This window comes from Streptomyces auratus (assembly GCF_050433025.1).
Taxonomy (GTDB): domain Bacteria; phylum Actinomycetota; class Actinomycetes; order Streptomycetales; family Streptomycetaceae; genus Streptomyces; species Streptomyces sioyaensis.
Window position 1 is genome coordinate 2,176,780 of sequence record NZ_JBNGCB010000001.1, and the last position, 21,424, is coordinate 2,198,203.

20 protein-coding genes are annotated in these 21,424 nt (G+C 71.9%); 5 read left to right on the forward strand and 15 right to left on the reverse strand.

Annotation, left to right across the window (positions count from 1 at the left end; all coding sequences use genetic code 11):
* Nucleotides 1-11: 11 nt before the first annotated feature.
* Nucleotides 12-644 carry a sulfite oxidase-like oxidoreductase gene (locus BKA18_RS09315; protein ID WP_006606122.1) on the reverse strand — a complete coding sequence of 211 codons (633 nt, stop codon included), beginning with the start codon at nucleotides 642-644 and terminating at the stop codon, nucleotides 12-14.
* A gap of 148 nt (nucleotides 645-792) precedes the next feature.
* Between BKA18_RS09315 and bfr the strand changes: the two genes are divergently transcribed.
* Nucleotides 793-1,269 (forward strand): bacterioferritin, encoded by a 477-nt coding sequence (gene bfr, locus BKA18_RS09320; protein WP_006606121.1) that lies wholly within the window; start codon nucleotides 793-795, stop codon nucleotides 1,267-1,269.
* Nucleotides 1,270-1,357: 88 nt separating this feature from the next.
* On the opposite strand, the gene BKA18_RS09325 is transcribed toward bfr, so the two are convergent.
* Both BKA18_RS09325 and BKA18_RS09330 read right to left on the reverse strand, forming a co-directional pair.
* Nucleotides 1,358-1,633, reverse strand: a complete 276-nt coding sequence (locus BKA18_RS09325; RefSeq protein WP_366048649.1) for a (2Fe-2S)-binding protein — start codon at nucleotides 1,631-1,633, stop codon at nucleotides 1,358-1,360.
* 171 nt (nucleotides 1,634-1,804) lie between these two features.
* A complete protein-coding gene (locus tag BKA18_RS09330; protein WP_040899445.1) occupies nucleotides 1,805-3,154 on the reverse strand; it encodes a class II 3-deoxy-7-phosphoheptulonate synthase in 1,350 nt (449 codons plus the stop codon).
* A gap of 263 nt (nucleotides 3,155-3,417) precedes the next feature.
* On the opposite strand from BKA18_RS09330, the gene BKA18_RS09335 reads away from it, so the two are divergent.
* Entirely contained in the window at nucleotides 3,418-5,442 is a 2,025-nt protein-coding gene (locus BKA18_RS09335) for an anthranilate synthase family protein (protein ID WP_366048648.1), read from the forward strand.
* On the opposite strand, the gene BKA18_RS09340 is transcribed toward BKA18_RS09335, so the two are convergent.
* From BKA18_RS09340 to BKA18_RS09360, 5 genes are all read right to left on the reverse strand, one after another.
* Complete coding sequence (locus BKA18_RS09340) at nucleotides 5,408-6,424, reverse strand: 2-hydroxyacid dehydrogenase (RefSeq protein WP_366048647.1); 1,017 nt, start codon at nucleotides 6,422-6,424, stop codon at nucleotides 5,408-5,410. The genes BKA18_RS09335 and BKA18_RS09340 overlap by 35 nt on opposite strands.
* 220 nt (nucleotides 6,425-6,644) lie before the next feature.
* Entirely contained in the window at nucleotides 6,645-7,673 is a 1,029-nt protein-coding gene (locus BKA18_RS09345; RefSeq protein ID WP_366048646.1) for a 6-phosphofructokinase, read from the reverse strand.
* A 199-nt stretch (nucleotides 7,674-7,872) separates the two neighbouring features.
* Nucleotides 7,873-8,517 carry a response regulator gene (locus BKA18_RS09350; RefSeq protein WP_239013729.1) on the reverse strand — a complete coding sequence of 215 codons (645 nt, stop codon included), beginning with the start codon at nucleotides 8,515-8,517 and terminating at the stop codon, nucleotides 7,873-7,875.
* 23 nt (nucleotides 8,518-8,540) lie between these two features.
* Nucleotides 8,541-9,857 carry a MacS family sensor histidine kinase gene (gene macS / locus BKA18_RS09355; protein WP_429638389.1) on the reverse strand — a complete coding sequence of 439 codons (1,317 nt, stop codon included), beginning with the start codon at nucleotides 9,855-9,857 and terminating at the stop codon, nucleotides 8,541-8,543.
* 87 nt (nucleotides 9,858-9,944) lie between these two features.
* Nucleotides 9,945-10,679, reverse strand: coding sequence for a lysophospholipid acyltransferase family protein (locus BKA18_RS09360; RefSeq protein ID WP_006606113.1), 735 nt, complete (start codon nucleotides 10,677-10,679; stop codon nucleotides 9,945-9,947).
* 169 nt (nucleotides 10,680-10,848) lie between these two features.
* Here BKA18_RS09360 and BKA18_RS09365 point away from each other — a divergent pair, with 169 nt between their 5' ends.
* Both BKA18_RS09365 and BKA18_RS09370 read left to right on the forward strand, forming a co-directional pair.
* A complete protein-coding gene (locus BKA18_RS09365) occupies nucleotides 10,849-11,646 on the forward strand; it encodes an alpha/beta hydrolase (protein WP_366048645.1) in 798 nt (265 codons plus the stop codon).
* Nucleotides 11,633-12,259, forward strand: coding sequence for a hypothetical protein (locus BKA18_RS09370; RefSeq protein WP_366048644.1), 627 nt, complete (start codon nucleotides 11,633-11,635; stop codon nucleotides 12,257-12,259). Before BKA18_RS09365 ends, BKA18_RS09370 begins: the two co-directional genes overlap by 14 nt.
* Nucleotide 12,260: 1 nt before the next feature.
* Here BKA18_RS09370 and BKA18_RS09375 read toward each other — a convergent pair whose 3' ends face one another.
* The 6 genes from BKA18_RS09375 to BKA18_RS09400 all read right to left on the reverse strand — a co-directional run bounded on the left by BKA18_RS09375 (nucleotide 12,261) and on the right by BKA18_RS09400 (nucleotide 17,528).
* Nucleotides 12,261-13,055, reverse strand: a complete 795-nt coding sequence (locus tag BKA18_RS09375; protein ID WP_429638278.1) for an endonuclease/exonuclease/phosphatase family protein — start codon at nucleotides 13,053-13,055, stop codon at nucleotides 12,261-12,263.
* A gap of 124 nt (nucleotides 13,056-13,179) precedes the next feature.
* Nucleotides 13,180-14,121 carry an ROK family glucokinase gene (locus tag BKA18_RS09380; protein ID WP_006606108.1) on the reverse strand — a complete coding sequence of 314 codons (942 nt, stop codon included), beginning with the start codon at nucleotides 14,119-14,121 and terminating at the stop codon, nucleotides 13,180-13,182.
* Between the two features lie 120 nt (nucleotides 14,122-14,241).
* Complete coding sequence (locus tag BKA18_RS09385) at nucleotides 14,242-14,718, reverse strand: DUF5304 domain-containing protein (RefSeq protein WP_093482764.1); 477 nt, start codon at nucleotides 14,716-14,718, stop codon at nucleotides 14,242-14,244.
* A 106-nt stretch (nucleotides 14,719-14,824) separates the two neighbouring features.
* Nucleotides 14,825-16,027, reverse strand: a complete 1,203-nt coding sequence (locus BKA18_RS09390; RefSeq protein ID WP_366048643.1) for an ArsA family ATPase — start codon at nucleotides 16,025-16,027, stop codon at nucleotides 14,825-14,827.
* A gap of 2 nt (nucleotides 16,028-16,029) precedes the next feature.
* Nucleotides 16,030-16,533: an SRPBCC family protein gene (locus BKA18_RS09395; protein ID WP_147249091.1), complete on the reverse strand. Its 504-nt coding sequence runs from the start codon at nucleotides 16,531-16,533 to the stop codon at nucleotides 16,030-16,032.
* Between the two features lie 218 nt (nucleotides 16,534-16,751).
* Nucleotides 16,752-17,528 (reverse strand): metallophosphoesterase family protein, encoded by a 777-nt coding sequence (locus tag BKA18_RS09400; protein WP_006606104.1) that lies wholly within the window; start codon nucleotides 17,526-17,528, stop codon nucleotides 16,752-16,754.
* A 276-nt stretch (nucleotides 17,529-17,804) separates the two neighbouring features.
* Between BKA18_RS09400 and BKA18_RS09405 the strand changes: the two genes are divergently transcribed.
* Entirely contained in the window at nucleotides 17,805-19,616 is a 1,812-nt protein-coding gene (locus BKA18_RS09405; RefSeq protein ID WP_006606103.1) for an AMP-dependent synthetase/ligase, read from the forward strand.
* Nucleotides 19,617-20,091: 475 nt separating this feature from the next.
* Here the strand turns inward: BKA18_RS09405 and BKA18_RS09410 are convergent, their stop codons facing one another.
* The gene (locus BKA18_RS09410) at nucleotides 20,092-21,234 is read right to left on the reverse strand and encodes a glycosyltransferase family 4 protein (protein WP_366048642.1); all 1,143 of its coding nucleotides are present in this window, start codon (nucleotides 21,232-21,234) and stop codon (nucleotides 20,092-20,094) included.
* Between the last annotated feature and the right edge of the window lie 190 nt (nucleotides 21,235-21,424).

Sequence of the window (21,424 nt, forward strand, 5' to 3'; positions counted from 1 at the left end):
CGCGGACGGGGTCAGAGCTCGGGGCCGTCCCCGGGCTCTTCCTGGTACGAGTAGCGCTGCTCCCGCCAGGGGTCACCGAGGTTGTGGTAGCCGCGCTCCTCCCAGAAGCCGCGGCGGTCGGCCCGCATGTATTCGATGCCGCGGACCCACTTGGGGCCTTTCCAGGCGTACAGATGCGGAACGATCAGGCGGACCGGGAAACCGTGTTCCGCGGTGAGGAGTTCTCCCGAGCGGTGGGTGGCAAAGAGGCACTTCTCGCCGGCGAAATCCTCGATCCGCAGATTCGAGCTGAAGCCGTACTCGGCCCACACCATCACATGGGTGACATCGGGCGCGGGCGGTGCAAGATCAAGAATGGTCTGGGTGCGCACCCCGCCCCATTCGGCTCCCAGCATGCTGAATTTCGTCACGCAGTGCATATCGGCGACGACCGTGGTGTACGGAAGTGCCGTGAATTCCTCGTGTGACCAGCAGTGTTTCGCACCGTCGGCGGTGGCACCGAAAGCCCGGAACTCCCAGCGTTCGGGACGGAACTTGGGGACCGGCCCGTAATGGGTCACCGGCCAGCCCCGCTGCAGCCGCTGTCCCGGAGGGAGCGCAGGAGGCTCCTCTTCGCGGCTTTCCGGCTGACCCATGCCCTCCATGGTCTCAGACCGGAAGGGGTGCCGATGACCAGCGAGGGGAGGGATTGGGGCAACTCGTACTAAGCATGCACTTACTGGACGGCCCACTCCGGGCGGTGCGAGGATGCGCGGCACCTGCCCAGTTCTCGCGTGGAAGGAGCCCGCAGCCATGCAGGGCGACCCCGAGGTCATCGAATTCCTCAACGAGCAGCTGACCGCCGAGCTGACCGCGATCAACCAGTACTTCCTGCACGCCAAGATGCAGGAGAACTTCGGCTGGACGAAGCTCGCGAAGTACACCCGCTCCGAGTCCTTCGACGAGATGAAGCACGCGGAGATCCTGACGGACCGGATTCTCTTCCTCGAAGGTCTGCCGAATTACCAGCGGCTCTTCCATGTGCGGGTCGGTCAGACCGTCACCGAGATGTTCCAGGCCGACCGGCAGGTCGAGGTCGAGGCAATCGACCGGCTCAAGCGCGGAATCGAACTCATGCGCACCAAGGGCGACATCACCTCGGCGAATATCTTCGAGGACATCCTCGCGGACGAGGAACACCACATCGACTATCTCGACACCCAGCTGGAACTGATCGAAAAGCTCGGGGAAGCGCTCTACCTCGCCCAGCTCATCGAGCAGCCGAGCTGAGCGAGCGGGCCGATGCGCCTTCGCGGCCACCGCCCGGGCGACAGGGAAGGATCTCCCTCACCCCTGACGGAGACCGCGGCCCTGACGGCTACGCGGCCTCCGAGAGCACCACGGGCTCCACTGCGCCCGCCGCCGCGCCCAGCGGCTCGGACACGCCGCCCAGCGGCTCGGACGTGCCGTTCTCGATGAGCTCCCGGCGGGGGCAGGCGCCCCGGCCGAGCAGGGCCTGGATGCGGCGTACACAGTTGCCGCAGTCGGTGCCGGCCTTGCAGGCGGAGGCGATCTGGCGGGGCGTGCAGGCGCCGGTATCCGCGTGTTCGCGGACCTGCTGCTCGGTGATCCCGAAGCAAGAGCAGACGTACACGCGGTGTCACCTCCGTAGGGAACCTCATCGATCCGGCTGATCTTGAGTGAGGTTACCCTTACCTTACCTGGCATGGCGAGGGCTGCACAACGCGATGGGGCGCGGATCACAGGATCCGCGCCCCATCGTCTGTTGTCCCTGACCGTCAGTGCAGGTCAGCGGCCCACCGGCTCACTGGTCGCGGTACATCTCCGCCACCAGGAACGCCAGGTCGAGCGACTGGCTGCGGTTGAGCCGCGGGTCGCAGGCCGTCTCGTAGCGCTGGTGGAGGTCGTCGACGAAGATCTCGTCGCCGCCGCCCACGCACTCGGTGACATCGTCGCCGGTCAGCTCGACGTGGATGCCGCCCGGGTGCGTGCCGAGGCTCTTGTGGACCTCGAAGAAGCCCTTGACCTCGTCCAGCACATCGTCGAAGCGCCGGGTCTTGTGACCGGAGGCCGCCTCGAAGGTGTTGCCGTGCATCGGGTCGCAGATCCAGGCGACCTGGGCGCCGGAGGCGGTGACCTTCTCGACCAGCTCGGGGAGCTTGTCGCGGACCTTGTCCGCTCCCATGCGCGTGATGAAGGTCAGCCGGCCCGGCTCCCGCTCCGGGTCGAGCCGCTCGATCAGCGTCAGCGCGTCCTCGGGCGTCGTCGTCGGGCCGAGCTTGACGCCGATGGGGTTGCGCACCCGCGCGGCGAACTCGATGTGCGCACCGTCGAGCTGACGGGTGCGCTCGCCGATCCAGAGCATGTGCCCGGAGACGTCGTAGAGGTGACCGGTGCGCGAGTCGACCCGGGTCAGCGCCGACTCGTAGTCGAGGACCAGCGCCTCGTGGGAGGCGTAGAACTCGACGGTGCGGAACTCCTCCGGGTCCACCCCGCAGGCGTTCATGAAGTTCATCGCGCGGTCGATCTCGCGGGCCAGCGCCTCGTAGCGCTGTCCGGAGGGCGAGGACTTCACGAAGTCCTGGTTCCAGGCGTGCACCTGGCGCAGGTCGGCGTAGCCGCCGGTGGTGAAGGCGCGCACGAGGTTCAGGGTCGCCGCGGAGGCGTGGTACATCCGCTTGAGCCGCTGCGGGTCCGGGATGCGGGCCGCTTCGGTGAACTCGAAGCCGTTGACGGAGTCGCCGCGGTAGGTCGGCAGCGTCACCCCGTCGCGGGTCTCGGTGGGCTTGGAGCGCGGCTTGCTGTACTGGCCGGCGATCCGGCCGACCTTGACCACCGGGACGGACCCGGCGTAGGTCAGGACGGCGCCCATCTGCAGCAGCGTCTTGAGCTTGTTGCGGATGTGCTCGGCGGAGACGGCGTCGAAGGCCTCCGCGCAGTCGCCGCCCTGCAGCAGGAACGCCTCACCACGGGCGACTGCTCCCAGGCGCTCGCGCAGCTGGTCGCACTCGCCCGCGAAGACGAGCGGCGGATAGGACTCGAGCTCCGCGATCACATCGCGCAGAGCCTCTTGGTCCGGCCAGTCAGGCTGCTGCGCCGCGGGCAGGTCTCGCCAGGTGTGGCCACCGGCGTGGGTTTCAGCGTTCACGGTCACAAAGCCAACATTACGGGGTCCCGTCGAGCGTCCAGTACTCCGACCGGAGTGTGAGACGGGCCCGCACCGGGGCGGCGCGGTCCGTCCGGTAGGGTGACCGGCATGCACGCGCATCCCGCCATGAACATGAACTGGTGGTGGACCGCTCATCCGGCGGCCCACTGATTTCGCGCGCACTCGAAACACTCCGCGAAGGCCGCCCGAGGGGCGGCCTTCAGCCTTTTCCGGCGGCCGTTCCCTCCCCTCCTGGAAGGAACCCCGCCATGCACCGCGAGCCCCCCGCCCGCACCGACGCCGCCGCCCTCGTCGGCCGGCTGCTCGACCCCGCCTGCCCGCCGTTCGCCCTGCTCCGCCGCCGCTCCCCCGGGCGGGACGGCACCATCGTCGAGGTGCTGACCGGCGAGGTCACCGAGGTCGGGCGGCTGGCCGACATCCCGCTGAGCGAGGGGGTGCCGGATGCGCCGGTGACCGATGCGCTCGCGCTGATCCCCTTCCGGCAGATCCACGAGCGCGGCTTCCGGGCCCACGACGACGGCACCCCGCTGGCCGTGCTGCGCCCCCGGGAGAGCGCCGAGGTGCCCCTGGACGAGCTGCTGGCGGCGCTGCCCACGCATGACGTGCGGGTGACGAACGGGGCGTTCGACGTGGACGACGACGCCTACGCCGAGATCGTCGGGCGGGTGGTGCGGGACGAGATCGGCACCGGTGAGGGCGCGAACTTCGTCATCCGCCGGACGTTCCAGGGCGAGATCGCGGACTTCTCGGCGGCCGACGCGCTGGCGCTGTTCCGGCGGCTGCTGGCCGGTGAGCGCGGGGCGTACTGGACGTATGTGGTGCACCGTCCGGGGGTGCACACGCTGGTCGGCGCCAGCCCCGAGGTGCATGTGCGGATGTCGGGCGGCACGGTCGTGATGAACCCCATCAGCGGCACCTACCGCTACCCGCCCGGCGGCCCGACCGCGGAGAGCCTGCTGGCGTTCCTCGACGACCGCAAGGAGGCCGAGGAGCTGTCCATGGTGGTGGACGAGGAACTGAAGATGATGTGCACCGTGGGCGACAAGGGCGGGGTGGTCGTCGGACCCCGGCTCAAGGAGATGGCGCATCTGGCGCACACCGAGTACGAGCTGCGCGGCCGGTCCACCCTCGATGTGCGCGAGGTGCTCAAGGAGACGATGTTCGCGGCGACGGTCACCGGGTCGCCGGTGCAGAACGCCTGCCGGGTCATCGAGCGGCATGAGCCGGTGGACGGTGACGGGCGGGGCCGCGGCTACTACGCGGGCGCGCTGGCGCTGATCGGGCGGGCTCCGGGCGGCGGGCCCGAGGAGGGCGGGTGCACCCGCACGCTGGATTCGCCGATCCTGATCCGTACCGCCGACATCTCCGCCGCCGGCCGGCTGCGGGTGCCGGTCGGCGCCACGCTGGTGCGCGCCTCCGACCCGTACAGCGAGGTCGCCGAGACACACGCCAAGGCGGCGGGGGTGCTCAGTGCGCTGGGGGTGCGGCCGGCGCCCGTGCGGCCCGCGGACGGCAGCCGCCCGCCGCGGCTGGCCGACGACCCGCGGGTGCGGGCCGCGCTGGACGCCCGCCGCGCCGGCCTGGCCCCCTTCTGGCTGCGGATGCAGACCACCGCGCCGGTCGCCGAGCTGAGCGGTCAGGCCCTGGTCATCGACGCGGAGGACACCTTCACCGCGATGCTGGCGCATCTGCTGCGCACCTCGGGGCTGGGCGTCACCGTGCGGCGCTTCGACGAGCCGGGGCTGCGCGAGGCCGCCCGGGCGCACCGGGGCCCGGTCGTGCTGGGCCCGGGGCCGGGCGATCCGTCCGATGCCGCCGACCCCAAGATGCGCTTTCTGCGGTCGCTCACCGCCGAGCTGGTCGCGGGGCACCGGCATGGGCCCGCCCGTCTCCCGGCCACCGCCCCTCATCGAGGCCCTTCGGGCCGCCCCGCCTTGTTGGGGGTGTGCCTCGGACATGAACTGCTCGCCGCGGAGCTGGGGTTGGAGATCGTCCGCAAGGAGGTGCCCTTCCAGGGCGCGCAGGAGCGGATCGACTTCTTCGGCCGCCAGGAGACGGTCGGCTTCTACAACACCTTCACGGCCCGCTGCGACGACACCACGGCGGCCGAACTCGCCATGCACCGCGTCGAGTTGAGCCGGGACGCGGGCACCGGTGAGGTGCATGCGCTGCGCGGCCCGGGCTTTGCGGGCGTGCAGTTCCACCCCGAGTCGGTGCTGACCCTGGACGGCGCGGCGGTCACCGCACAGCTGCTGGCAGCTGTCCTCGTGTGACCAGCATGTTCGCGTTGGTGCGGTGGGCCAGATAGTCCTCGACGTTGGCCACGGTGGCCTCGACGATCTGGTCCACCGCCTCTTCGGTGAAGTACGCCTGGTGCGAGGTGACGAGCACGTTCGAGAAGGTCATCAGGCGGGCGAGGGTGTCGTCGCCGATGACGTCCAGGGACTTGTCGGCGTAGAAGTACCCGCCCTCCTCCTCGTAGACGTCCAGGCCGACGCCGGTGAGCCGGCCGGCCTTGAGCGTGTCGACGAGGGCCACGGTGTCGACGAGCCCGCCCCGGCTGGAGTTGATCAGGATCGCGTCGTCCTTCATCGCGGCCAGCGCGTCGGCGTCGATGAGATGCCGGGTGGCCGCCACCAGGGGGACGTGCAGGGTGAGCAGATCCGCCTCGGCGAACAGCCGCTCCTTGGTGACGTACGCCATCCCCAGGTCGAGGCATCGCGGGTTTTCGGCGAGGTCCCAGCCCAGCAGGCGCATCCCGAAGCCGTGGGCGATCTCGGTGAACGCCTCGCCGATCCGGCCGGTGCCGAGCACTCCCGCCGTCCGTCCGCGCAGATCGCGGCCGATCAGGCCGTCCAGCCGGAAGTCGAAGTTACGGGTGCGGTGGCTGGCCATGACGATCCGCCGGTTGACCGCCAGGGCGAGCCCCCAGGCGAATTCGGCGACCGCGTACGGCGAGTGACGGGAGACCCGGCCGACGCTCATCCCGAGGTCGGCCGCGGCCCGCAGATCGATGTTGTTGAACCCCGTGGCGCGCTGGGCGATCATCTTCGTCCCGCCGGCCGCGAGGGTCTGCAGCACGTCCGCGCCCAGGTCGGCGGTGACGCCCGCGCTGACGATCTCGTAACCGTGGGCGATGGGAGCGGTGTCGCGGTTGAGGGCGACGTCCAGGCTGCGGATCTGGTGACGGCCGGCGAAGGCCTTCTCCAGGATCGGCCGCTCATCCGTCTGCACGCCGAAGGCGACGATCTCCACTGAGCTCTCCCGGGTTCGTGCGCCGGCTGGATTCCACCCGCCTATGGGCAATAGGCCGGATATATCGCGTATGCCGTGTACGGCGAATATACGGCCCGCTACGGACCCTCGCCCGGTGGTGCCGCCCGTGGCGGGGCGGGAGAACCGCGGGCGAGGGGGCGGGAGGAATACAGCCGAGGAGGGCGGGCTGAGTACGGCCGAGGGCGGGCTGCGGCCCGGTTCAGCCGAAGAACACCCCGGCCTCGGCGTAGAGCGCCGGATCGACGGTCTTCAGGCGGGCGGTCGCCTCCGCGATCGGCACTCGGACGATCTCCGTGCCGCGCAGCGCGACCATTTTGCCGAAGTCGCCGTCCCGTACCGCGTCGATGGCGTGCAGCCCGAAGCGCGTGGCCAGCCAGCGGTCGAAGGCGCTGGGGGTGCCGCCGCGCTGGGTGTGCCCGAGGACGGTGGTACGGGCCTCCTTGCCGGTCCGTGACTCGATCTCCTTGGCCAGCCACTCCCCCACGCCCGAGAGCCGGACGTGCCCGAAGGAGTCGGTGGAGTCGTCCTTGAGCACCATCTGGCCGTCCTTGGGCATCGCGCCCTCGGCGACGACCACGATCGGGGCGTAGCGGACCTTGAAGCGGGACTCGATCCACCGGCAGACCTGCTCGATGTCGAAGCGCTGCTCCGGGATCAGGATGACGTTCGCCCCGCCGGCGAGCCCGGAGTGCAGCGCGATCCAGCCGGCGTGCCGGCCCATCACCTCGACGACCAGGACCCGCATATGGGATTCGGCGGTGGTGTGCAGCCGGTCGATGGCCTCGGTGGCGACGCCGACGGCGGTGTCGAAGCCGAAGGTGTAGTCCGTGGCCGACAGATCGTTGTCGATGGTCTTGGGGACGCCGACGCACGGGATCCCATGCTCCTCGAAGAGCCGGGCGGCGACCCCGAGGGTGTCCTCGCCGCCGATCGCGATCAGGGCCTCGACCTCCTCCTTGGCGAGCGTCTCCCGGATCCGGCGGACGCCGTCGTTCTGCTTGAAGGGGTTGGTCCGCGAGGAACCGAGGACCGTGCCGCCGCGGGGCAGGATGCCGCGCACCGCCTGGATGTCCAGCCGGACCGTGTCGCCCTCCAGCGGCCCGCGCCAGCCGTCCCGGAAGCCGAGGAACTCATATCCGTACTCCTGGGTGCCCTTGCGGACGACACCCCTGATCACCGCGTTCAGACCGGGGCAGTCGCCGCCGCCGGTCAGTACTCCGACCCGCATCGCTGCTTCACCTACATCCCGTCAGTGGCCGCGCACGGCCGTCTTCGATCCGACCCCGGTCACGCTAATGGTGATCTGGGTCACTCAGGAATGCGGCAAACGGTGATGCCGGTGATTTAGCGGGCGCTTGCGGGCGGGCGTTCACCCGTATGAGCGGCTCCCTCCGGGTGGCGGCCCCTCCGGCCGGTCTCCGCGCCGGTCACACCTCGTCGAGGCCGCGCTCGATGGCATAGCGCACCAGCTCCACGCGGTTGTGCAACTGGAGCTTGCCGAGGGTGTTCTGGACGTGGTTCTGCACCGTGCGGTGCGAGATGACCAGCCGCTCGGCGATCTGCTTGTACGAGAGACCCTTGGCGACCAGGCGCAGCACCTCGGTCTCCCGGTCCGTCAGCTGCGGTGCGCCGGGCTCGTCCGGCGTCGCCGGAGCCGGTTCGGTCGCCAGCCGGCGGTACTCGCCCAGCACCAGACCGGCCAGGCCCGGGGTGAACACCGCGTCGCCGGCGGCGGTGCGCCGCACCGCGTCCAGCAACTCCTGGGTGCTCGCGGACTTCAGCAGATAGCCCGTCGCCCCGGACTTGACGGCCTCCAGCACATCGGCGTGCTCACCGCTCGCGGACAGCACCAGCACCCGCAGCGCCGGGCGGGCGCCGACCAGTTGCTTGCACACCTGCACTCCGGGCAGCCCCGGCAGATTGAGGTCCAGGACCAGCACATCGGGCGCCGCGGCCTGCGCCCTGCGCACCGCCTGGAGGCCGTCCCCGGCCGTCGCCACGACCTCGAACCCGGCCTCCGCCAGATCCCGGGCGACCGCGTCGCGCCACATCGGGTGGTCGTCGACCACCATCACCTTCAGCGCCGGCTGCTCGTTCACGTGCCCGCCTTCCCCCGCCGTGTGCCCTCGGCCGCACCGGACGCGCCCTTCTTGGGAACCGTCAATTCCACTTCCGTGCCCTGGCCGGGGACCGAGACCCACTGGGCGCTGCCGCCCAGATCCCGCAGCCGGCCGCGGATCGACAGGGCCACCCCCAGCCGGCCCTCCCGCTCGGCGTCGGCGAGCCGGCCCTCGGGGATGCCGGGGCCGTCGTCGCGGACGGTCACCAGCACCGCATCCGGTTCGTCCTCCACCAGGATCCAGGCGTGGGCACCGTCCCCCGCATGCACCCGGACATTGTCCAACGCGGCACTGACAGCGGCCGCGAGCTCGGCCGCCGCGGCGGCCGGCAGCTCCACCGGGGCCCCGGGCTCGGAGAAGGTGACGCCGGCGCGCGCGAACGGCGCGAGCAGCGCCCGCACATCGCACGGCCCGGTGTCGGACGCCGCCGGTGCGGCCGCGACGGGTGCCGGGAGGTCCTCCCGTACGCCGTCGCCGGCCCGTACGCCGTCATCGGCCTGGTGCGGCACCGTGGGGGCCGCGCCGGGCAGGCCTCCGTGCGGCGGCAGCAGCCCGCCGGCGACCAACGTCCGCAGCGCGACCTCCTGTTCACCGGCCATCCGGCCCAGTTCGGCCGCCTCGCCGCCGATCGCGGCACCGCGCCGCTGCACCATGGCCAGCACCTGCAGCACGCTGTCGTGGATGTCGCGGGCCAGCCGCTCCCGCTCCCGGGTGGCCGCCTCGATCTGCAGGGCGCGCGCGAGGGTGCGCTCACTGGAGCGGGCCACCTCGACGACGTAGCCGATGCCGACGCTGGCCACCCACACCAGCACCACGTTGTGGATGGTGTCGCGGGCCAGCTCCTGACGCTCGATCAGATTGGCCGCGGCCACGAGGGTGGAGGCCACCGCGGCCCAGCGCCAGCCGCCCTTGATCGCGAAGCCGAGGACGGCGCCCGCGGCCCAGATGGACGGCAGTGTCGGCCCGCCGCCCATGATGCGGGCGTGGGTGTCGACCGCCAGCGTGAGCAGGATGCCGCCGACCGCGAAGCCGAGGTCGGCGACCAGGAACTGCCGGGTGCAGCGCTCCGGTGACGTCGTACGCCGCCAGGTCAGCGCCATCCAGAGGGTCAGCGCGGCCATGTAGGCGACGGCGACCAGCGGATGGGCGTAGTACCGGTAGGAGAGCCCGACCAGGCACAGGGTGTAGACGAGGGTGAGGATCCGGTAGCCGGTGAGCGCCCGCCACAGCGGGAGTTCGACGGACATCCGCAGCGCCTTCGGGGGGCGCTTGCCATGGCGCCGGGCGGCCATGGCGCGCCCCGCCGCTATGCCCGTGTCGGTATCCGTCATCGCCGTCCCCCTAACCGGGCACTCACACCCGGTCTCGGCCCTGCCCGCCTATTCGGCGGCCGCCTTCTTGGCCTGCTCCGCCTCGGCCTTCTTCTGCGCCTCCGCCGCCTTCGCCGCGTCGGCGATCTGCCGCTTGGCCGCGGTCGCGTAGATGTCGACGTACTCCTGGCCGGACAGCTTCATGATCTCGTACATGACCTCGTCGGTGACCGACCGGAGGATGAAGCGGTCGCCCTCCATGCCCTGGTAGCGGGTGAAGTCCAGCGGCTTGCCGATACGGATGCCCGGCCGGATCATCTTGGGCACGATCTTGCCCGGCGGCTGCACCTTCTCGGTGTCGATCATCGCCACGGGGATGACCGGCGCCCCGGTGGCCAGAGCCACCCGCGCCAGACCGCCCGGCTTGCCGCGGTAGAGGCGGCCGTCCGGGGAGCGGGTGCCCTCCGGGTAGATGCCGAACAGCTCACCGCGCTCCAGCACCTCGATGCCGCTCTTGATCGCCGCCTCGCCCGCGCCGCGTCCGCCCGAGCGGTCGACCGGCAGCTGGCCGACGCCCTTGAAGAACGCGGCGGTCAGCTTGCCCTTCACGCCCGGCGAGGTGAAGTACTCCGCCTTGGCGATGAAGGTGACCTTCCGGTCGAGCACCGCGGGCAGGAAGAAGGAGTCCGAGAAGGACAGGTGGTTGCTCGCGAGGATCGCCGGACCCTCGGCGGGAATGTTCTCGATGCCTTCCACCCAGGGCCTGAAGGCAAGCTTCAGTGACCCGCCGATGGAAAACTTCATTGCGCCGTAGATCAACCGACTGCCTCCTGTGTGTGACGCAAAGACCTTAACCTGCCGCGGTCGCCCCCTCGCGTCGCGCCCGGCGGCCGTCGCCGGACCTACCCGCCCGCCGTCACTTTGCGTACCCTGAGGTAACTCGCCAGGCCCCCTCATCGATCGGAGTCCCCCGGTGCCGCTCCTTCCCGGAGCCGAGCCGTTCCGCCGTGACGGCGGAGAGGTCGGCGTCCTTGTGTGCCACGGCTTCACGGGCTCCCCCCAGTCCGTACGCCCCTGGGCCGAGCATCTGGCCGACCAGGGGCTCACTGTCAGCCTGCCGCTGCTGCCCGGTCACGGCACCCGCTGGCAGGACCTGCAGATCACGACCTGGCAGGACTGGTACGCCGAGGTCGACCGCGAACTGCGGGCGCTGACCGAGCGCTGCACCACGGTCTTCGTCTGCGGCCTGTCGATGGGCGCCGCGCTGGCGCTGCGACTGGCCGCCAAACACGGCGACGCGATCAGCGGGGTCGCCGTGGTCAACCCCGGCAACAAGATCCATGACGCGGCCGCGCCGCTGCTGCCGGTGCTGCGCCATCTCGTACGGACAACCAAGGGGATCGCCAGCGACATCGCCAAGCCCGGTATCGAGGAGGTCGGCTACGACCGGGTGCCGCTGGACGCCGCGCATTCACTGCGCCGGTTCTTCCAGCAGGTCGACTCCGAACTCCCCCGCGTCACCCAGCCGTTGCTGGTGATGACCAGCCCCCAGGACCACGTCGTCCCGCCGGTGGACTCCGAACGCATCCTGAGCCGGGTGTCCTCGACCGATGTCCGCCAGACGCTGCTGGAGCGCAGCTACCACGTCGCGACGCTCGACCACGACGCGGAGCAGATCTTCCGGGAGACCGTCGCCTTCATCACCCGGCTGGCCCCGCAGGCGCAGGCGGGCACCGCCCAGGAGGGGACGGCGGACCGTGGCGGAGCGTAGCCCCCGCGACCCCCGGGACCCGCTGGACGAAGACGCCGCCTGGGCCGAGATCGTGGCGGGCTACGGCGAGCAGCCGGCGTTCCCCGCGGGGGACGGCCCGTCGGCGTCCCCGGGCGAGGACGGCGACGGCGACGGCGAGACCCCCGCGAAGGACGAGGCGGACGCGTCGAAGGACGAGGCGGCCGCGAAGGACGGCACGGCCGCGGGCGAGGCCGGGTCCGGGCCCGGGCCCGGGCCCGACTCCGGGGACCCCCTGACCGGCAGCTCGCGTCCGGGCAGCTTCGTGGTCTACGCGCCGGGCGTCGGCCCCCGCGACTGGAGCGCCGCCAAGGCGTCCGACGACGACTTCGACGACACCGACGAGGGCCACTTCACCCCGCCCGAACCGCCCCCGCTGCCGCAGGCCGACGTCACCGCCAAGTTCGCCTGGATCGCGGTGATCGGCGGCCCGCTGCTGCTGGTGGCCATGGTGCTCTTCCAGCAGCCGGTGACGTGGTGGATCACGGTCCTGGGCATCGGCGGCTTCCTCGGCGGGTTCGCCACTCTGGTGGCCCGGATGAAGAACGACGACGAGGACGACGACGACCTGCCGGGCAGCGGCGCGGTGGTGTGAGTCAGCCCGTGGCCGGCACCCGCAGGGCGGCCAGCACCGGCAGATGGTCGGTGGCCGCCGTGAGGTCGTCCTCCCGTACCCCGGGCAGCCCGTGCGGCACCCCGCAGCCGAGGACCTCCACACCGTCGGTGGTGAAGATCGCGTCGATCCGCTGATGCGGATCACGGGGCGTGGAGGTGAACTCCCCGCCCCACGGCCGGGCCGCCCAGGCGTCCGTGAGCGACCCCGCCAGCCGGCGGAAGCTGCGGCCGTCCGGCCGGTCGTTGAGGTCGCCCCCGGCGACGGCGTACGGCACGTCCAGGGCGGCCAGCCGCTCCAGCAGCAGCCCCGCCTGCGCGTAGCGCTCCCGGTCGGCGAGGCTGAGATGGCAGCTGAGCACGCCGAGGCGGGCGCCGCCGATGCGGACCACGGCGGTGGCGAAACCGCGGCGGTGCAGTCCGGGGGTGCGGGGCAGCAGGATGTCCTCGGTGCGCTCCACATGGGCGCGCAGGGTGGACAGGATCATCGGGCCGGCGGCCGTGGCGCCGCCGGTGACATGGACCAGACCGGCCGCCCGGGCCAGCTTCTCGGTGGTCTTGCGCCAGCGGAAGAACCGCGGCGCCTCCTGGATCAGTACGAGATCGGGGGCGCAGGCCCGGATGACCCTCGCCAGCGCCGCCCGGTCGTCGCGCATCGAGCGGATGTTGTAGCTGAGCACCCGGATCACGGCCGCACCGCTGTGCTGCGCGGTGCCGTTGCCGGTGTCCTCGCCGGGAGCGGGGCCGGGCTCGGTACGGGACTCGGGGAGCGAGCGCAAGGCGGCTGGTCCTCTCACCGGGATCGTCACGCGGGCCAAGATAGAGCACCGCCCGCCGCACCCCTGAGGGACGCGACGGGCGGTGCCGGATGCAGCAGCGGGCGCTGACGGGCCCTCGGGCCGGTCAGCCCTGGCGCGCCAGGTCGGCCGCGCCGACCAGGCCGGCCTTGCCGCCGAGCTGGGCGGCGAGCACCTGGGCATGCGGCCGGTACTGGTTGCCGACCAGCCAGCGGCGGAAGGACTTGCGGATCGGCCCCAGGACCAGTTCGCCCTCGTCGGAGACGCCGCCGCCGACGATGAAGGCGGACGGGTCGAAGAGCGAGGCGAGGTCGGCGAGGCCGGCGCCGGCCCAGCGGGCCAGCTCGCGGAAGGAGTCGATGGCCACCGGGTCGCCCTGGCGGGCGGCCTCGCTGACGTGCCGGCCCTCGATGCCCTCGGAGGTGCCGTCGCCGAGCGACAGCAGGATCTGGGCGTTCTCGGGGGTGGCGAAGGCGCGCTGGCGGGCGTAGCGCAGCAGGGCGCGGCCGGAGGCGTACTGCTCCCAGCAGCCCTGGCTGCCGCAGCCGCAGAGCAGTCCGTCGGGCACCACCCGGATGTGGCCGAACTCGGCGGCGACGCCGAACCGGCCGCGGCGCAGCTTGTTGCCGATGATGATGCCGCCGCCCAGGCCGGTACCGAGGGTGATGCAGATGACGTCGCTGTGACCCTGACCGGCGCCGAACCTGTACTCGCCCCAGGCCGCGGCGTTGGCGTCGTTCTCGACCACCACGGGGAGGCCGACGCGCTGTTCGACCTTGTCCTTGAGCGGTTCGTGGCGCCAGTCGATGTTCGGTGCGAACAGGACCGTGGCCCGCTTCTCGTCGACGTAGCCGGCGGCGCCGATGCCGACGGCCTCGACGTGATGGCCGGCTCCCACGGTGCGCACCGCCTCGGCGATGGCCTCGGTCAGCGCCTCGGTGGCATGCGGAGTCTGCACCGTGCACGTTTCAAGGATCGAGCCCTCTTCGTCGACCACGCCGGCCGCGATCTTCGTGCCGCCGATGTCGACGCCGATGGTGAGTCCCATGTGTCCCTCAGTTTTTCGCTCGAACCCCGCCGGGATCCACCGTACCGGAGGTGGGGGCGCCTGCCGCTCCCCTCAGGGGGCCGGAGTGGAGGGCACGCCCCCGGGCGCGGGGCCGCGAGGTCAGTCGAGGTCGATCCGCTCGGTGCCGGCGGGGCCGTCGTCGTCGCGGGGATCGTCGCCGCGGCGGCCGCCGGGGCGGTCGTCGAGGTCGTCGCGGGTCCAGCGGCGCTCGCTGCCCTCGACGGCGGAGCGATAGGCGGCGAGCAGCTCGGAGCCGGCCGCGGCGAGGTGGTCGAAGATGTCGGGGTTGCGCTCGATGACCGGCTCGACGGCGGCCCTGGCCTGCTTGAACAGCTGGTTGACGGCGCCCTGCGCGGCGATCCCGCCGAGCGCCCCGGGCAGCTGGATGCCGGCGAGCTTGTCGGTGACCGCCTCGGCGAGCTTGCGCAGCTCCTCGGCGGCGCTGCCCGGCTGCGGGCCGTGGGCGGCGCGGTGGCGGGCCTGCTCGGCCGCGAGGTCCTCGGCGCAGGCGGTCTGCCAGGCGTCGGCATCGGGCTCGGCCCTGCGGTCGGCGGGGCGCTCGGTGGCATCGCTCATGATGAACTCCGTGACTCCTGCGGCGAGGCAGTACGGCGAAGGGGTGCAAGACGGGCACGTCGGGGCGGGCCCCACCCTCGACGGTACCCGAACGGTGGTACCGCGTTCAGTCGCTCTTGGGCCACAGGTCGGGATCGGGGGTGAAGCGGATGTCCAGGACGCCGTCGCGCAGTCCGGCGCCCGAGACGGTGCAGCGGCGCAGCGCGGAGGGCAGCGTACGGATCCGCCGGAAGCGGCCCACGGTGACCACGATCTCGTCGCCGCGGCGCACCAGGCCCAGCCCCCGGCGTTCGGCACCGGGCAGCGGCACCCGCCACAGCAGGATGCCGTCGGTGGCCAGCCGGTCCTCGACGGTCCACGGGTCGCGGCCGGACCCCTCGCCGGGCGCGCTCCCGGCGATCTCGCCGGCCCCGCCGTCGAGCAACTCGTCGAGTGCGCCGACGCCCTGGGGGTCGCGGCCCAGGTGCGGCACCTCGTGGACGGGGACGTCGCCGAACTCCTCGCGCAGCGCCTTGAGGGCGGACTGCTGGCTGCCGGAGAGCGCGGCGAGGAAGGGGTCCGCGGAGCCGGTGGGCAGCAGCCGGTTGACGACCACGCCGTCGGTGCGCCGGCCGTGCAGGGCGAGACCGGCGCGGATGCCGCGCAGCGTGGCGGCGGCGACCGGTCCGGCGTCGGTGACCAGGCGGACGGAGGTGCCGGGGTCGTCGATCGCGCGCTGGACGGCGGCGAGTTCGGTCTCCCAGCGCTCGGCGGCGTCGTACAGCTTCTGGGCCGGCATCGGGACGCCGGCGAGCTGGGCGAGCACCGGGCGCAGCGCGCGGGCGGCCTGGCGCTCGGGGGGCAGCAGCCGGCGCAGATAGCGGCGTACCTGGGCCGGCAGGGCGAGCAGCCGGACCGTTTCGGCGGCCGAGGGCATGTCGACGACGACCAAGTCCCAGTCGTCCGAGGCGTGTTCGGCGCGCAGCGCGTGCAGCAGCGCGAAGTCCTCACAGCCGGGGAGTTCGGTGAGTTCGTCCTCGTCGAGCGGGGCGGCGCCCAGCAGATCGAGGGCGGCGCCCGCGCGCTCCTGGAACGCGAGGAACTCCTGGCGGAAGCGGTCACCGGGGTCGATGCGCCGGGCGTGCAGGCCGGGCGCTATCGGGGTGGGCGCATCGGCGCCGAGGGGGACGCCCAGCACCGTTTCCGGGGCGCTGCTCTCGGTGGTGAGCAGCAGTGCCCGCGCGCCTCGCCGGGCGCCGGCCAGGGCGGTCGCGGCGGCGAGCGTGGTGCGGCCCGCGCCGCCGGGGCCCGTGACGAGGACGGTGCGCACGCTCAGAGCTTCTTGGCCTCGTCGGCGGTCCCGGCTCCGTCGGCGGGCCCGGCGGTATCGTCGGCGGGGCCGCTCTCGACGCGCTTCTTCAGCCCGGCCAGCGCACGGTCGATGATGACCTTCTCGGCCTTGCGCTTGATCATCCCAAGCATGGGGATCTTGACGTCGACGGTCAGCTGGTAGGTCACCTCGGTGCGGGCGCCGCCGCCGAGCGCGGACAGGCGGTAGGAGCCGTCGAGGGCGCGCAGCATCTGCGACTTGACCAGGGACCAGCTGACCTCGTTCTCGCCGGTCCAGGTGTAGGCGAGGGTGTGGTCGTCCTTGATCGCCCCGGCGTCCAGCAGCAGGCGCACCTGCGCGGCGCGGCCGCGGTCGTCCTTGTCGAGCACCTCTGCCTCTTTGACCTCGCCGGTCCATTCCGGATAGCGGTCGAAGTCGGCGATCACTCCCATCACCTCGGCAGGTGCCGCCTCGATCGTGATGCTCGAGCTGGTGTGTTCGGCCATCGCCGTGACTCCTCCATGCCGATTCCTGCCGGTCCGCCGACTCTTCCCCGAGCTCTCAGCTCCGAGCTGGGCAGACCCCGATACGCCGTGTCTGTGCTGCTACCGGCTCTGAGGCTACCGCGCGGGAACCTGCGGGCGGACACCAGCAGGCGCGGCACGACGGACCCGGTCGGCCACCGGCCACGCACCGGGCCCGCGCCGGCCGAGCCGTGGCGGCCTCACCACTGGAGGACGTAGGGCGTGCCGGTCGCGTTGAAGTGGCCGACATTGACGCATTCCGTGCCCTCGATCCGGACCCGCCGGGCCAGCGGCTGGTGCACATGCCCGAAGAGGGAGTAGCGGGGCCGGGTGGTGCGGATGGCGTGCAGCAGGGCCGCGCTGCCGCGCTCGAAGCGGCGGGCGACGGTGTCGTAGCAGAGCTCGGGGACATCGGGCGGGATGTGGGTGCACAGCACGTCCACCTCGCCGACCGCCTCGATCTTGGCGGCGTACTCCTCGTCGCTGATCTCGTACGGGGTGCGCATGGGGCTCGTGAGGCCGCCGCCGACGAAGCCGAAGACCCGGCCGCCGATCTCCACCCGCTGGCCGTCCAGGACGGTGGTGCCGGGCCGGGCGTACTCGGGCCACAGGCGCGGGATGTCGACGTTGCCGTAGGTGGCGTACGTGGGCGTCGGGAAGGCGGCGAAGAGTTCGGCGTACTGCCGGCGGACCGCGCCCTCGATCACCGACTCGCGGCTGGCGCCCGCGGCGTCCAGTTCTCCCCACAGTCTCCGGCCGAGCGCGCGGGCCTCCTCGAAGCGGCGGGCGGTGCGCAGTTCGACCAGCGTGCCGGCGTTCGCGGCGCCGAAGAGGTCGGGGAAGATGCCGCGCGAATGGTCGGCGTAATCGAGGAAGAGGACCAGGTCACCGAGGCAGACCAGGGCATCGGCGCCCTCTCCGGCCGCCGCGAGATCCCGGCTGTTGCCGTGTACGTCACTGACCACATGCACGCGCATGCCGTCACCCTAGATCGGCCTGGCCAGAGCCGGGAGGGGGCAGGGTACCTGGGGTTACTTTCGGGTCACCGACCCGCTGGTCTAGTCTGCGCGGGAGAGTCCCCATGGCGTGTCCCGCTGCATGTGACGCATCAAACATCTGGCCGTTCCCCCCTATCCCAAGAGCAATACCCATGGGTAACGTCCGGGCAGTCCAATCTCCCCCTGCATGACCATGGACCGCCGCCGGTGCAACACACAGCGTCGTGGCGCCGGCGCTTTTGAGGAGCAGCAGTCTTGCGCGAGTTCAGCCTTCCGGCCCTGTACGAGGTCCCCGCGGACGGCAATCTGACGGATCTCATCCGCCGAAATGCCGCGCAGCACCCGGATGTTGCCGTCATGGGACGCAAGGTGAACGGCGCATGGCAGGACGTCACCGCCGCCGCCTTCCTCGCCGAGGTCCGCGCCGCGGCCAAAGGGCTGATCGCTTCCGGAGTGCAGCCCGGCGACCGGGTCGGTCTGATGTCGCGCACCCGCTACGAGTGGACACTGCTGGACTTCGCCATCTGGAGCGCCGGTGCCGTCACCGTCCCGGTGTACGAGACCAGTTCGGCCGAACAGATCCAGTGGATCCTCGGCGACTCCGGCGCGGTGGCCTGCCTGGTGGAGTCCCCCACCCACGAGGCGACCGTGGAGTCGGTGCGCGACCGGCTGCCCGAGCTGGAGAACATCTGGCAGATCGAGCGGGACGCCATCGCCCGGCTGCAGGCCGCGGGTGCCGGCATCACCGATGACGAGGTCGAGGCACGCAGCGCGCTGGCCGACGCCGACTCGCCGGCCACCATCGTCTACACCTCCGGCACCACCGGCCGCCCCAAGGGCTGCGTGCTCAGCCACCGCAGCTTCTTCGCGGAGTGCGGCAACATCGTCGAGCGGCTGCGCCCGCTGTTCCGTACCGGCGACTCCTCGGTGCTCCTCTTCCTCCCCATCGCGCACGTCTTCGGCCGGCTGGTGCAGATCGCCGCGGTGATGGCGCCCATCAAGCTGGGCCACGCGCCCGACATCAAGAACCTCACCGACGACCTCGCCTCGTTCCGCCCGACGCTGGTGCTGGGCGTGCCGCGGGTCTTCGAGAAGGTCTACAACTCGGCGCGGGCCAAGGCGCAGGCCGACGGCAAGGGCAAGATCTTCGACAAGGCGGCGGACATCGCGATCGCCTACAGCCGCGCGCTGGACGCCCCGGAGGGCCCGGCGTTCGGGCTGAAGCTGAAGTACAAGGTCTTCGACCGGCTCGTCTACAGCAAGCTGCGGGCCGTCCTCGGCGGCCGCGCCACCCACGCCATCTCCGGCGGCGCCCCGCTCGGTGACCGCCTCGGCCACTTCTACCGCGGCATCGGCTTCACCGTCCTGGAGGGCTACGGCCTGACGGAGTCCTGCGCGGCGACCGCCTTCAACCCCTGGGACCGGCAGAAGATCGGCAGCGTCGGCCAGCCGCTGCCCGGCTCGGTGGTGCGGATCGCCGACGACGGCGAGGTCCTGCTGCACGGCGAGCACCTCTTCACCGAGTACTGGAACAACCCGTCGGCCACCAAGGAGGCGCTGTCCGACGGCTGGTTCCACACCGGCGACCTCGGCACCCTCGACGAGGACGGCTACCTCGCCATCACCGGCCGCAAGAAGGAAATCCTGGTCACCGCGGGCGGGAAGAACGTCGCCCCCGCCGTGATCGAGGACCGTATCCGGGCGCATGCGCTGATCGCCGAGTGCATGGTCGTCGGCGACGGCCGGCCGTTCATCGGCGCGCTGGTCACCCTCGACGAGGAGTTCCTGCCCCGCTGGGCCGAGGAGCACGGCCACCCCGCCGATGTGACGCCGTCCCAGGTCGCCGAGGACCCGGAGCTGCTGGCCGCCGTCCAGCGCGCGATCGACGACGGCAACGCGGCCGTCTCCAAGGCCGAGTCGGTGCGCAAGTTCCGCATTCTGCCGACCCAGTTCACCGAGGAGTCGGGCCATGTCACCCCGTCACTGAAGCTCAAGCGGAACGTGGTGGCGAAGGACTTCGCGGAGGAGATCGAGGCGATCTATAGGTCGCCGCACGTTGTCGGCTGACCCGCCGTGGGTGTTGCTCGCCGTTGCGCTTTGCGGCGCCGCCGCACGTCGTCGGCTGGCCCGCCGTGGTTGCTTCTCGCCGTTGCGCCTGCGGCGGGCTGGGTTGTTGTCGGGTGCGGTGCCGCTCCTCCGGACTTCGTCCTGCGGCCCGTCCCCTCCCGTGAGTGGAGTGAGTGACGGTGGGTGGGGGCTGGCCACTCGTAGCCGGTTCACTGCGACCGACGAGGCGCACTGGACCACCTACGAGCACCCCCACCGGCCTGTTTCCTCCCCACTCACGGGAGGGGCCGAGCCGCAGGACGAAGTCCGGAGGAGCGGCACCGCACCCGACAAACCACGCCCGCCGCAGGCGCAACGGCGAAATACCACCACGGCGGGAAAGCCGAAAACGTGCGGGTGCGCCGCAAAGCGCAACGGCGACCAACACCCACGGCGGGACAGCCGAAAACGTGGGAAGCCAAGCCAAAGCGCAGCGTCATAGCAGGCGTTTCAGGCCCTCCGCCAGCAGGTCCCAGCGCCACCTCTCCTCCACCCAGGCGCGGCCCCGTTCGCCCATGGTGCGGCGCAGGGCGGGGTCACGGAGGAGGGTGATGATGCGGTCGGCGGTGGGGGTGGGGGCGCCGCCCGGGACCACCCAGCCCGTTTCGCCGTCCAGGACCGCGTCCGGTGCCCCTCCGGAGTCCCCCGCGACCACCGGGAGCCCCGTGGCGGAGGCCTCCAGGTAGACGATGCCCAGGCCCTCGACGTCGAGCCCGCCGCGGCGGGTGCGGCACGGCATCGCGAAGACATCGCCCGCGCCGTAATGCGCCGGCAGCTCCTCCCACGGGACCGCGCCGGTGAAGCGCACCGCGTCCGCGACGCCCTTGGCCGTCGCCAGCGCGTGCAGGTCCTTCTCGTACGGGCCGCCGCCGACGATCAGCAGGATCGCGTCCGGCACCGCGGACAGCACCGCCGGCATCGCCTCGATCAGGGTGTCCTGGCCCTTGCGCGGGACGAGCCGGGAGACACATACCACCACCGGCCGGCCGGCGAGGCCGAGCCGGGCCCGTACCTCGTCGCCGCCCGAGTCGGGGTGGAAGGTCTTCTCGTCGACGCCGGGCGGGAGTTGGACCATCCGCGCGGCGTCCTCGGGGGCGAGCGCAGCGGCGATCCGGGTGCGGGTGTACTCGCCGAGGTAGGTGAGGGTGTCGGTGCCCGCGCCGATCCGGCGCAACAGCTGCCGGGCGGCCGGCAGCTGCGCCCAGCCCGCCTCGTGGCCGTGGGTGGTCGCCACGATGCGGCGTGCGCCGGCCGCCCGCAGCGCGGGCGCCATCAGCCCGAGCGGCGCCGCCGCACCGAACCACACCGACGAGCAGCCGTGTTCACGCAGCAGCCCGGTGGCCCGCCGGGTCACCCTCGGGGTGGGCAGCAGCATCGTCGTACGGTCCCGGATCACGGGGAACGGCTGGTCGGCGTCGAAGGCCGCGGTGGCCGCGCGGCCCTCGGCGCTGCGCTTCCACGTCGAGGCATAGACGACGACCTGGGAGGCGTCCAGCCGCAGCGCCATGCTGTGCAGAAAGGCCTGGATGCCGCCCGGCCGGGGCGGGAAGTCGTTCGTGACGATCAAGGTCTTGTGCACGATGGTCTCTCGGCGGTCGGTCCGGGCGGTCTCGGCAGTTCGCCCGAGAGTACCGGGCCGCCGCCGGACGGCGGCGGCCCGCCCCGCCACACCCGTCCCCCCTACGGTCATGACCGGCCGCCACCCGGCATCAGGCAGACTGCTCGGGCGGGCAACGGCAGGCAGGGCGCCGTGCCCCGGAGCCGCCCGC

Bases quoted from the DNA above. Each gene is read 5' to 3' on its own strand.
- BKA18_RS09400 (WP_006606104.1), bottom strand. From the start codon at position 17,528: ATGCGCGTGCATGTGGTCAGTGACGTACACGGCAACAGCCGGGATCTC.
- BKA18_RS09360 (WP_006606113.1), bottom strand. From the start codon at position 10,679: ATGAAGTTTTCCATCGGCGGGTCACTGAAGCTTGCCTTCAGGCCCTGG.
- BKA18_RS09335 (WP_366048648.1), top strand. From the start codon at position 3,418: ATGCACCGCGAGCCCCCCGCCCGCACCGACGCCGCCGCCCTCGTCGGC.
- BKA18_RS09315 (WP_006606122.1), bottom strand. From the start codon at position 644: ATGGAGGGCATGGGTCAGCCGGAAAGCCGCGAAGAGGAGCCTCCTGCG.
- bfr (WP_006606121.1), top strand. From the start codon at position 793: ATGCAGGGCGACCCCGAGGTCATCGAATTCCTCAACGAGCAGCTGACC.
- BKA18_RS09380 (WP_006606108.1), bottom strand. From the start codon at position 14,121: ATGGGACTCACCATCGGCGTCGACATCGGCGGCACGAAGATCGCGGCC.
- macS (WP_429638389.1), bottom strand. From the start codon at position 9,857: ATGGCCGCCCGGCGCCATGGCAAGCGCCCCCCGAAGGCGCTGCGGATG.
- BKA18_RS09345 (WP_366048646.1), bottom strand. From the start codon at position 7,673: ATGCGGGTCGGAGTACTGACCGGCGGCGGCGACTGCCCCGGTCTGAAC.
- BKA18_RS09395 (WP_147249091.1), bottom strand. From the start codon at position 16,533: ATGGCCGAACACACCAGCTCGAGCATCACGATCGAGGCGGCACCTGCC.
- BKA18_RS09350 (WP_239013729.1), bottom strand. From the start codon at position 8,517: ATGGTGGTCGACGACCACCCGATGTGGCGCGACGCGGTCGCCCGGGAT.
- BKA18_RS09385 (WP_093482764.1), bottom strand. From the start codon at position 14,718: ATGAGCGATGCCACCGAGCGCCCCGCCGACCGCAGGGCCGAGCCCGAT.